The organism is Achromobacter sp. 01N37, assembly GCF_056399725.1.
In genome coordinates, this window is sequence record NZ_JBFTRX010000005.1 from 428,425 (window position 1) to 440,053 (window position 11,629).

The 11,629-nt window shown below is 62.9% G+C and carries 9 protein-coding genes; 1 reads left to right on the forward strand and 8 read right to left on the reverse strand.

All coding sequences use genetic code 11. The annotated features are described in order from the left end of the window. Window positions 1-44: 44 nt before the first annotated feature. From acs to AC1DSJ_RS13480, 4 genes are all read right to left on the reverse strand, one after another. On the reverse strand, window positions 45-2,024 hold the full coding sequence (gene acs / locus AC1DSJ_RS13465) for an acetate--CoA ligase (protein ID WP_054423977.1): 1,980 nt from the start codon (window positions 2,022-2,024) through the stop codon (window positions 45-47). A gap of 367 nt (window positions 2,025-2,391) precedes the next feature. Beyond that, entirely contained in the window at window positions 2,392-3,735 is a 1,344-nt protein-coding gene (locus AC1DSJ_RS13470) for an MFS transporter (protein ID WP_428980484.1), read from the reverse strand. Next, on the reverse strand, window positions 3,732-4,139 hold the full coding sequence (locus AC1DSJ_RS13475; RefSeq protein WP_476760324.1) for a heme-binding protein: 408 nt from the start codon (window positions 4,137-4,139) through the stop codon (window positions 3,732-3,734). Before AC1DSJ_RS13475 ends, AC1DSJ_RS13470 begins: the two co-directional genes overlap by 4 nt. After that, a complete protein-coding gene (locus tag AC1DSJ_RS13480) occupies window positions 4,136-6,091 on the reverse strand; it encodes a propionate--CoA ligase (RefSeq protein ID WP_441370641.1) in 1,956 nt (651 codons plus the stop codon). The genes AC1DSJ_RS13475 and AC1DSJ_RS13480 overlap by 4 nt, the downstream gene beginning before the upstream one ends. 219 nt (window positions 6,092-6,310) lie before the next feature. Here AC1DSJ_RS13480 and AC1DSJ_RS13485 point away from each other — a divergent pair, with 219 nt between their 5' ends. Beyond that, complete coding sequence (locus tag AC1DSJ_RS13485; RefSeq protein ID WP_441370640.1) at window positions 6,311-6,973, forward strand: C40 family peptidase; 663 nt, start codon at window positions 6,311-6,313, stop codon at window positions 6,971-6,973. A gap of 185 nt (window positions 6,974-7,158) precedes the next feature. Here the strand turns inward: AC1DSJ_RS13485 and AC1DSJ_RS13490 are convergent, their stop codons facing one another. The 4 genes from AC1DSJ_RS13490 to AC1DSJ_RS13505 form a co-directional block, all read right to left on the reverse strand. Further along, complete coding sequence (locus tag AC1DSJ_RS13490; RefSeq protein WP_035212827.1) at window positions 7,159-7,482, reverse strand: DUF2325 domain-containing protein; 324 nt, start codon at window positions 7,480-7,482, stop codon at window positions 7,159-7,161. A 246-nt stretch (window positions 7,483-7,728) separates the two neighbouring features. Beyond that, complete coding sequence (locus tag AC1DSJ_RS13495) at window positions 7,729-8,673, reverse strand: CysB family HTH-type transcriptional regulator (protein WP_054423985.1); 945 nt, start codon at window positions 8,671-8,673, stop codon at window positions 7,729-7,731. A 95-nt stretch (window positions 8,674-8,768) separates the two neighbouring features. Then, window positions 8,769-10,262: a CoA-acylating methylmalonate-semialdehyde dehydrogenase gene (locus tag AC1DSJ_RS13500; RefSeq protein ID WP_054423987.1), complete on the reverse strand. Its 1,494-nt coding sequence runs from the start codon at window positions 10,260-10,262 to the stop codon at window positions 8,769-8,771. Between the two features lie 97 nt (window positions 10,263-10,359). Further along, the gene (locus AC1DSJ_RS13505) at window positions 10,360-11,577 is read right to left on the reverse strand and encodes an ABC transporter substrate-binding protein (protein ID WP_054423989.1); all 1,218 of its coding nucleotides are present in this window, start codon (window positions 11,575-11,577) and stop codon (window positions 10,360-10,362) included. Between the last annotated feature and the right edge of the window lie 52 nt (window positions 11,578-11,629).

Genomic DNA, 11,629 nt, shown 5'->3' on the forward strand with positions numbered 1-11,629 from the left:
TCCTGTCATAAAGAGCGTAACGGGCCATTCATGGCCAGATGCGATTACAAGGGCTTGGCCAACTGCTCCAGAATGGCCGGATTTTCAAGCGTGGACACGTCTTGCGTGACTTCCTCGCCCTTGGCCACGACACGCAGCAGGCGGCGCATGATCTTGCCCGAACGCGTCTTGGGCAGGTTGTCGCCAAAGCGGATGTCCTTGGGCTTGGCGATGGGGCCGATTTCCTTGGCCACCCAGTCGCGCAGCAGTTTGGCGATGGCTTGCGCCTCTTCGCCTTCCGGGCGCGCCTGCTTGAGCACCACAAACGCCACCACGGCTTCGCCGGTCGTGTCGTCGGGGCGGCCGACCACGGCGGCTTCAGCCACCAGCTCGTGCGACACCAGCGCCGATTCCACTTCCATCGTGCCCAGACGGTGGCCCGACACGTTCAGCACGTCGTCGATGCGGCCCATGATCCAGAAATAGCCGTCCGCGTCGCGTTGCGCGCCGTCGCCGGCCAGGTAGTAACCGCGCAGTTCCGACGGGAAATAGCTCTTCTTGAAGCGCTCCGGGTCGCCCCAGATGTTGCGGATCATCGCGGGCCACGGGCGCTTGATGACCAGGAACCCGCCATTGCCCTTTTCGACGTCGCCCCCGGTTTCATCGACGATGGCGGCGGCGATGCCCGGCAGCGGCAGCGTGCACGAGCCCGGCTTGGTCGGCGTGGCGCCCGGCAGCGGCGTGATCATGTGGCCGCCGGTTTCGGTCTGCCACCACGTATCGACGATCGGGCAGCGTTCGCGGCCGACGTTCTTGTGATACCAGATCCAGGCTTCGGGGTTGATCGGTTCGCCCACCGTGCCGATGATGCGCAGGCTGTCCAGATCGTAATTCTTGGGATGCGCGTCGGGCGTGGCTTCGGACGCCTTGATCAGCGAACGAATGGCGGTCGGCGCAGTGTAGAAGGTGGTGACCTTGTGGCGCGCGATCATGTCCCAGAAGCGGCCGGCGTTGGGATACGTGGGCACGCCTTCGAACACCACCTGCGTCAGGCCGGCGGCCAGCGGGCCGTAGGTGATGTAGGTGTGGCCGGTCACCCAGCCCACGTCGGCCGTGCACCAGTAGACGTCGTCCTTGCGGGCGTCGAAGGTCCACTTCACCGTCAGCAGCGCCCACAGCAGATAGCCTGCCGACGAATGCTGCACGCCCTTGGGTTTGCCCGTGGAGCCGGAGGTGTAAAGAATGAAGAGCGGGTGCTCGGCGTTGACCGGCACGGGCTCGCAGGTGTCGGGCTGGTTGGCCTCGACGTCATGCATCCAGAGATCGCGGCCTTCGTTCCATGCCACCTTGCCGCCGGTGCGGCGGTACACGATGACCTTGGAGATGGCCTCGCAACCGCCCATGGCGATGGCGTCTTCCACGGCGGGTTTCAGCGGAATGGTCTTGCCGCCGCGCACCTGTTCATCAGCCGTGATGACCAGCGACGCGCCCACGTCCACGATGCGTTCTTGCAGGCTCTTGGCCGAAAAGCCGCCGAACACCACCGAGTGCGTCACGCCCAAGCGCGCGCAGGCCTGCATGGCCACGACGGCTTCAATCGACATGGGCATGTAGATGATGGCGCGGTCGCCCTTCTTGTAGCCCAATGCCTTCAAGCCATTGGCGAAGCGGCACACGCGCGCCAGCAGTTCGCGGTAGCTGACCTTGTTCACCGTGCCGTCATCGCCTTCGAAGATGATGGCGGTCTTGTCGGCGTTGCCGTTGGTCAGGTGCACGTCCAGGCAGTTGGCGGAGACGTTCAGTTCGCCATCGCCGAACCAGCGGTAGAACGGGGCGTCGGATTCGTCCAGCACCTGCGTGAACGGCTTGGTCCATTGCAGGTTGTCGCGGGCCTGGCCAGCCCAGAAGCCGTCGAAATCGTTCTCGACCTGGGCGCACAGCGCGTTATAGGCGTCCATGCTGGGAATCGCCGCGCCCTGCGCCGCACGCTCGGGCGGCGGGAAGACGCGGGTTTCTACCAGTACGGACTCAATAGCATTCGACATGATTTTGTCTCCAATCGGTGATTTTGTTGTTGATGCCGCTGTTTTGCATTTTTCTTATTCACCCACCACCGTATCGCCACGCTCTTACGGGCACCTTACGCAAAATGCGGGCCGGAGCCCGCAAACCCGCCTGAACGCAGCAACCTGACGATGCGGACTTAAGGCAAACACGCCGAAACGGCGTTGACTCAAGCGGCACAACAAGCAAACAACGCACCTGCATAGCAGTGCAAAGCAAACAGCTTGAGGCATCGCGTGCTGCACGCGATGCCTCGAAGGCAGTTCATAAGGATAGCAGCCCGATCAGGCGCGCGGCACTGGGCGCGCGTGAAGATCAGATGAAGATCACATCAAGATCAAATGACAATCAGATCGCGGCGCGGCGGGCCAAGCCGCGCTTCATGTCTACGCGCGACAAGAGGATGAGTCCGCCCACGAAGAACAGGCCCGTCACCAGGATGGCCAGGCGATGATCGCCGTGCGTCAGCCACGTCACCATGCCGTAGGTCAGCGGACCAATGACAGCGGCCAATTGCACCGCAAAGGTCCACAGCGAGAAGAACTCGGCCAGGCGTCCGGCAGGCGCCAGCGCGCCGGTCATGGCGCGGCCCGCGCTTTGGGTCGTGCCCATGCACAGCCCGGCCAAGGTGGCGGCCACCCAGAACACGGGCGCGGTCGTGGCCGCGTACGCCACCAGCACCATCACGATCCAGCCACACAAGGTAATGGCCAGCGCGGGCTTATGGCCGATGCGGTCTTGCACATAGCCGAATGAAAACGCGCCCACCGCTGCGCCGATGTTCACCGTGAACACCAGCAGCATGATCTGCGGCGTGGTGAACCCCATGACCTCGGACGCGTAGACCGCAGCCAGCGTGATCACCACCGCAATGCCCGCCTGATAGCAGGCGATGCACATCAGCAGCCGGCGGAATTCGGGATAGTGCTGCCCGGTCTCGCGCCACGCATAAGCCAGTCGTTTGAGCATGTGCAGCGCTTCGGGCTTGTCTGCCTGCGGGCGCGTGCGTTCCTTCAGCATGAAGAAAGACGGCAGCGCGGCCAGCGCAAAGACGGTGGCCGTGACGACGATGACCCACGGCACGAAATGTTCCGCCGTCATGCCACGCGCTTCGGCCTGCGTCACCACAACCAGCGACAGCCCCAGCGTGAGCATGCCGCCGAAATAACCGAAGCTCCAGCCCCAGCCCGACACCCGCCCCAGCGCTTGCGGCCGGGCCAGTTCAGGCAGGAAGGCGGCCACCACGGATTCCCCCACGCAGTAGCAATAGTTGGAGACGACGATGGCGGCCAATGCCAGCCAGACATCGCCTGGCCCCGCTTGCGTCAACACCAGCGTGGCCGCCACGCAGCCGATGGTGCTGGTGTAAAGCAGGCGGCGCTTGCTGCCGTTTGCGTCCGCGCGCGCACCCAGCGTGGGCATCGTCAGCATGATGAGCAGATAGGACAGCGACAACGCCGCGGTCCAGGCCAGCGTGGCCCATGGGGCACGCCCACCGACCACGCCAACGAAATAGGTGCTGAACACCGCCGTGAGGATCACGGTGGTGTAGCCGGAATTCGCGAAGTCGTACATGGCCCAGGCCCAGACTTCGCGTTTTTTCACGCCAGGGTTCAACGGGCTTGCGCCCGTGTCCCCGGCGTTCGGCGCGAAACCGTCAGGCGACGGCTCCGGCAGGTTCGTCTGACTCACAGGCCCAGCGCGGCGATGCCAGCTTGCGCGATCWGCRCGTCTTCGGTCGACTTCACGCCCGACACGCCGACTGCGCCCACGACATGGCCGTTGACGGTAACCGGCACGCCGCCTTCCAGCATGCCTTCGATCAGCGGCGCCGACAGGAACGACACGCGGCCGTTGTTGATCATTTCTTCGTAGATGCGCGATTCACGGCGGCCCAGCGCGGCGGTCTTCGCCTTGGCGGGTGCAATGTGCGCCGAGATCGGGGCGGCGTCGTCCAGACGCAGCATGCCGAGCAGGTGGCCACCGTCATCGACCACCGAAATGGTCACGGCCCACTTGTTTTGCACGGCGTGTGCTTCGGCCGCGGCGAGGATCTTCTTGACGTCTTCGGCGCTCAGCACGGGTTTGGTATTCATTGCAGCGACTCCTTGATCTGTTCCAGGGCGGTTGGGTCTTCAATGGTCGTCAGGTCTCCGGGATCGCGGCCTTCGCACACGGCGACGATCGCACGGCGCAAGACTTTGCCGGATCGGGTCTTGGGCAACGCGCCCACAAATCGGATCCGGGCGGGTCTAGCCACCGCTCCCAGCTGATCTTCCACCAGCCGCATGATATCGCCTTCCAGCTGCTTTGCCCCTTCGGCGGTCTCGGCCCCGGCGGGATTCTTCAACACCGCGAAGGCCATGGTCACCTGGCCCTTCAACGCATCGGCCACGCCCACCACCGCGCATTCCGCAATTCCGCTATGGCTGTTGACCGATTCTTCGATCTCGCGGGTGCCCAGCCGGTGGCCCGCCACGTTGATCACATCATCGGTGCGGCCCAGGATGAACCAGTAGCCGTCGGCATCCACCCGCCCCCAATCAAAGGTCGAATACACCTGGCGCCCGGGGATGGACGTGAAATAGGTCTGCACAAACCGTTCGTCATCGCCCCAGATGGTGGACATGGCGCCTGGCGGCAGGGGCGGCACGATGGCCACGACGCCCTTTTCGTCCGGCCCCAGGTCTTCGCCGGTGGACTCGCTGACAATGCGCGCGTCGAATCCATAGACGGGAAACGAGGGGCTGCCAAAGCGGGTGGGCACGTTCTCCACGCCGGGCTGGGCCGACAGAATGGGCCAGCCGGATTCGGTCTGCCAGTAGTTGTCGATGATGGGCTTGCCCAAGCCGTCGGCAATCCAGTGCGCGGTCGGCTCATCCAGCGGCTCGCCCGCCAGGTACACAGCGCGCAGGCTGGAGACGTCGTGGCGCTTGAGCAGCGCCGGGTCCTGACGTTTAAGCACCCGCACGGCCGTTGGCGCCGAAAACAGCGTGTTCACGCCAAACTGTTCCACCAGCTTCCACAGAATGGCGCCGTCGGGGCGCACGGGCGTGCCTTCGTACAGCACGGTCGCCTGCCCGGCGATCAAGGGGCCATACACAATATAAGAGTGGCCAACCACCCAGCCGATATCGCTGGTGCAGAAAAAAGTGTCGCCCGCACGGCCGTTGAACAGGTATTCCATGGACGACGCCAGCGCCACGGCATAACCGCCCGTGTCGCGCTGCACGCCCTTGGGCTTGCCGGTGGTGCCAGACGTATAGAGGATGTAGCTGGGCTCGGACGATTCCAGCCATTGCACCGGCACCCGCGCACCGCGATGGCGCGCACGCAGCGTCGCGTAGTCCAGGTCACGGCCCGCCACGGGTTCAAACGGCGCCAGGCCGCGGTCAAACACGACGACGGCGGCAGGCGGCGACTTTGCCAGCCCCAGCGCCCGGTCAAGCAAGGGCTTGTACGGCACGACCTTGCCCCCGCGCGACCCGCCATCCGTGCACACCACCACCTTGGGCGCCGCGTCGTCGATGCGCTGGGCCAGGTTGACTGACGCAAAGCCGCCGAACACCACCGAGTGCACCGCGCCAATGCGGGCGCAGGCCAGCATCGTGAACACCGCTTCCGGCACCATCGGCATGTACAGCAGCACCCGGTCGCCCCGCCCCACGCCCAGCTCCTTGAGCATGGCGGCTGCGGCGTTGACCTCTTCGTAGATGTCCTGGCGCGTGTAGATCTGTTCGCGATCCACCTCGGTGGACACCCAGATCAAGGCGGGCTTGTCAGCCTGCGTGGGCAGCCAGCGGTCAACGGCGTTGTAGCAAAGATTGGTCTTGCCGCCTACAAACCACTTGGCGAATGGCGGTTTGGAGAAATCCAGGACAGACTGAAACGGCGTCTCCCAATGCACGCGCCCGGCCTCCTCGCGCCAGAACGCATCGCGGTCATGCAATGATCTGTAATGGAAATCCCGGGTTTTTTGCATTTGTGTCTCCTGGTATTGTTCATACGCCTTAAGGCTGATTGATTTCTTCTCGAATCTTTTGGTCATTCTGGTAGGCGAACCTTGCACGAGGCTTGCCACAAGTCAAAAAGTTCCGCCAAATGTCCACGCTGCATGGAATCATTGCCGATCTGTCCAAGAACGGTAGTGAAAGTTTGGTAGAATCCCCGCGAAGTTGTAGATAATTGTTGATTTTGCTGACATTTCGGCCCGATCCACGGCTAATCCCGTGGTTTTTGCTGTCATCCGGCAAGTCATCCCAGGCGAATGCATCGACACTCCATAATCGCGCGACTCAATTCATCCACTGGCCAGGCAAAGCGCGGGCTGCGTACGCTCGCGTTGATGGCATGTGTGGCCGGCCTGGCAGGTTGTGCTGGCACTAACCAGAAGTCAACCGCCCATACGTCCGAGATTGATCCGTACGAAATGGAATGGGTAGCCACCGCCGATGACCCCATCGGCATGCTGGTGGTGCAAAAATTCAAGCGCGAACGTCAACGCCAAGCCCAATCGGGCGTCAACAGCGACAACGCCATGGTCAGCGAAGCCCTGAACTACCTGGGCATCCGCTACCGCTTCGGCGGCAGTACCCCCGACACCGGTTTCGATTGCAGCGGCCTCGTCGCCTACTCGGCCGAACGTTCGCTGGGCCTGAAGCTGCCGCGCAACGCTGCCGAAATCGCCCAGCAAGGCGTGTCGGTCGCCAAGAACGAACTCAAGGCCGGCGACCTCGTCTTCTTCAACACGATGGGCCGCCGCTACTCGCACGTGGGCATCTACCTGGGCGACGACCGCTTCGTGCACTCGCCCAGCGCCGGTGGCGTCGTGCGTGTCGAAAGCATGACCATGGCCTACTGGACCAAGCGCTACAACGGCGCCCGCCGCCTGGACAACAGCCTGATGGCTTCCGCCCGCGCCGCAAACTGATTCGGTTCCTGGCATCGTCGCACAAGCGATGCGCCAGGCGCCATCCCCCAAAAACAAAACGCCGTCAGACATCAGTCTGACGGCGTTTTGCTTTTGCTCTTCGCGGTCCAGGGCCTATCGCCCTTTCAGCCGCAGGCCGTTTCGGCCTCCCCAGTGTTTTTGTGTTCCAGCGGCAAAACAGGCATTCAGTGGACGGTACCAGCGCGCGGGCACAGGCCGCACTGCTGCAACGCTTGCTGCATGCTGCATACCGAACGGCGACAAGCCACGACCCGGATGCCGCCACGCTGCGCGGCGTTGCGGAAGGTCTTCATGACGTTGTGTCCAAGGAAGTCGGTCAGCAAGATGACCAGTTGCGTGCCGGAAGGCAGTTGAAGCGTCTTCTTCTGGTGCGAAGGATCGCGGCCACTGATGTGGTGCGTGATCGAAATATTGTGTCCTTTCAGCAGATCCGGAATATTGCCCAGTCGATCTGCGCCAACTACTACTGCACTGAGTCCTGCCGTCATGATGAACCTCACTGGTCGTTGAGCCTGGATGTAATGATAATGATTCCTATTTTTTAGTCAACTTAAATGAGATCGGTTCTTATTTAATTATATTTATGAGCTTATCAAAAGGGATAGTGAGATTTGCTATCAGCCAGGGAACTCGCGGCTCTCCAGCCGGTCGCCCCCGTTTCAGGGGCAAAAAAAAGCGCGGCATCTCAAGACGCCGCGCTTCTTTTTGCCGGGCAAGCCAGCCGTCCAATTCGCTTACTTCGGCGCGCCCTGCACCGCCTCGGTCACGACGGCGCGAGTCAACGACGGCGCCAGCATTTCCAGGAAGGTGTAGACGTAGTCGCGCAGGAACACGCCCGACTTCACGCCCACGCGGGTGGTGTGCGTGCCGAACAGGTGACCCACGGGCAGGCCAACCAGATTGGAGTCGCGGCGCGGGTCATAGGCCACGCCGGCGATGATGCCAATGCCCAGGCCCACGTCGACATAGGTCTTGATGACGTCGGCATCAATGGCTTCCAGCACGATGTCCGGGTGGATGCCCTGGTTGGCGAACACTTCGTCGATTGTGCTGCGGCCCGTGAAGGCGCGGTCATAGGTCACGATGGGGAATTCGGCAAGTTGCGCCAGCGACAGGCGCTTGGCGGCGCTGGAGGTCAGCTCGGCCAAAGGATGATCCGGGCGCACCACCACGGTGTGCTCCCAGGCGTAGACGGGCAAGGTGGCCAAGCCGGGCGTCAAGGCCAAGGACTCGGTTGCCAGCGCCAGGTCGGCCTGCTCGTGCAGCACCATTTCCGCCAACTGCGCGGGGCTGCCTTCAGCCAACGACAAGTGCACCTTGGGGAATTGCTTGCGGAAGGCAGGAATCACGCGGGGCAGCAGATAGCGCGCCTGCGTGTGCGTGCACGCAATCACCAAACCGCCTTCATCGCGGCGGGCGAATTCGTCGCTGACCTTCTTCAGATTGTCGACTTCACGCATGATGCGGTCGATCACCTGCGACACCGCCAGACCCGGCTTGGTCAGGCCTTTGATGCGCTTGCCATGGCGTTCGAAAATCTTGATGCCGAGCTCATCTTCGAACTCGATGATGGCCTTGGACACTCCGGGCTGCGAGGTATAGAGCATCCGGGCGGCTTCGGTCAGGTTGAAGTCGCGCCGGATGGTTTCGCGCACAAAGCGAAATTGCTGGAGGTTCATAAAATTGGCCCCTGATAGATGGGCCAATTATAAGTAATAAGGACGCCTCGTTATATAACTTATTAATATAAGCTTAGGAGCAAGGCGTCCCCCTTTCAGCGCATCGAGATCGTGGTGTTCACGGTCTTGGCGTGTGCGGACCAGCGCGCCGTCACGGTCTTGGTCTGCGTCCAGAACTGAACCGCCTGCTTGCCGTTGGGGCCCAGGTCGCCCAGCTTGGAACCGCGCGAACCCGTGAAGCTGAACCACGCCACCGGCACGGGAATCGGCACGTTGATGCCTACCTGGCCCACGTCGATGTTGTTCTGGAAGTAGCGCGCCGCGCCGCCGTCCTGGGTGAACAGCGCCACGCCGTTGCCGTTGGGGTTGCGGTTGATGAACGCCACCGCGTCTTCCAGCGTTTCGACGCCGACGCAGCACAGGACCGGTCCGAAGATTTCTTCGGTATAGATGGTCATGTCTTCGTTCACGCCGTCGAAAATCGTCGGGCCCACGAAGTTGCCCTGCTCAAAGCCCGACACCTTCAGGTTGCGGCCATCCAGCAGCAGTTTGGCGCCTTCGTCCACGCCCTTTTGAATCAGGCTTTCGACGCGCTTCTTGGCATTGGGCGACACCAGCGGGCCCAGATCGGCTTCACGATCGGTGCCCGAGTTGACCTTCAGCTTCTTCGAACGCTCAACGAAGTCGGGCAGCCAGTTGCGGGCATCGCCCACCAACACGGCAACCGAGGACGCCATGCAGCGCTGGCCGGCTGCGCCAAATGCCGCGCCCACCAGCTGGTTCAGCGCCACTTCGGGATCGGCGTCCGGCAGAATCACGCAGTGGTTCTTGGCGCCCATCATCGACTGGCAACGCTTGCCGGCCGCCGATGCGCGGTTGTAGATTTCCGTGCCGACACGGGTCGAACCGATGAACGATACGGCCTTGATGTCCGGGTGTTCGCACAGGCCGTTGGCCGTATCCGGGCCGCCATGCACCACGTTCAGCACGCCCGGGGGCAGGCCGGCTTCCAGCGCCAGCTGGGCCAGGAACAGGGACGCGGTCGGGTCCTGTTCAGAGGGTTTCAGCACGAAGCTGTTGCCGCAGGCCACGGCGATGGGGAACATGAAGCACGGCAGCATCACCGGGAAGTTGAACGCGGTGATGCCCGCGCACACGCCCAGCGGCTGGATCAGGGTGTAGACGTCGATGCCGGACGCGGCGTTCTCGGCGTACTCGCCCAATTGCAGGTTGGCGATCGAGCACGCGTGCTCCACCACTTCCAGGCCACGGCCGATCTCGCCCTCGGCGTCCGGCAGCGTCTTGCCGTGTTCGCGCGTGATCATCTCGGCCAGCTTGCCGGTGTTGGCGCGCAGCAGCTCCTGGAACTTCAGCATGACGCGCATGCGCGTGCCCTGCCCGCTGTTGCGCCAGGTCTTGAATGCTTCCTTGGCGTTGGAGACGGCCAGGTCCAGTTCTTCGCGGGTCGCGAAGGGCACCTTGGCAACGACCTCCTGGGTGGCGGGGTTGATCACGTCTCGCCATTCGGTGGTTTGGGACTGCACAAGCTTGCCGCCGATCAATAGCGGAACGCGGGGGACTTCACTCATTTGATGCTCCTCACACTGCGTAGTCGATGCGGATGAATCCGCGTTCATGAATCGTCAAACACGCCGGCCGGACAATGGCCCGGCCAGCGCGCCAGGCTTATTTCTTCACCAGCGGGCAGCTCGAATCGGCCAGGGGCTGGAAGGCTTCGGCCGCCGGAATGGTGGCCACCAGCTTCGAATAGTCCCAGCCGCCCTTGGAGTCCGCGGGCTTCTTCACTTCGTACAGGTACATGTCGTGGATGACGCGGCCATCGGGGCGGATCGATGCGTTGCGCATGATCGGGTCCTTGATGGGCAGTTCACGCATCTTGTCGGCCACGACCTTGCCGTCGGTGCTGCTGGCGGCGGCTGTCGCGCGCAGGTAATGCAACACGCTGGAATACACGCCGGCCTGCGTCATCGTGGGCTTCAGGCCACGGAAGGCTTTTTCGAAGCGCGCGGACCAGGCGCGCGAGGCGTCGTCGTAATCCCAATAAAAGCCGTCCACATATGACAAGCCTTGTGCGCTTTCCAGCCCAAGGGCGCGCAGGTCCGACAGGAAGATCAGCAGCGACACCAGCCGCTGCCCGCCCGCCACGATGCCAAATTCGCGCGCCTGCTTGACGGCGTTGACCGTGTCCTGCCCGCCGTTGGCCAGCGCCACGACCTGTGCCTTGGAGCTTTGCGCCTGCAACAGATAGGACGCGAAGTCAGGCGCGTTCAAGGGATGGCGCACGCTGCCGGCGACGGTGCCGCCCAGCGCCTTCACGGCCTTGACCGTGTCCGCTTCCAGCGAATGGCCAAAGGCGTAATCGACCGTAATGAAGTACCAGGACTTGCCGCCAGCACGCACGGTGGCCTTGGCGCCGCCCGCGGATTGCGAATAGGTGTCGAACATCCAATGGAAGCCAACGGGTGAGCATTCCTTGTTGGTTAGCGCCGTCGTGGCCGGGCCGGAGAACATCACGACCTTGTTCTTTTCGCGCGCGATGCCTTGCACGGCAAGCGCCACGGCAGAGTTCGTCAGGTCGGCAATCGCCGTCACGCCGTCGCGGTCAAACCATTCGCGCGCTTTGGCCGCGCCCACGTCCGCCTTGTTCTGATTGTCGGCGGAGACCAGTTCGATCTTCATTCCCTTGCACTCGGCGGCCAGGCAATCGTCAATGGCCAATTGCGCCGCCGCGACCGAACCCGCCCCGCCCATCCCGGCGTAGGTGCCGGACATGTCCGTCAGAATGCCGATCTTCACTGGCGGCTTGTCGGCCGCCTGCGCCTGGCTCACCAACAATGCGCCCAGACACAAGCCTGCGGCCAGCCCGCGTGCGTGCAATTTCATGGATTTGTCTCCTGAGTGTTATGCGCTGATGTGTAGCGTTATGCGCCGTCTT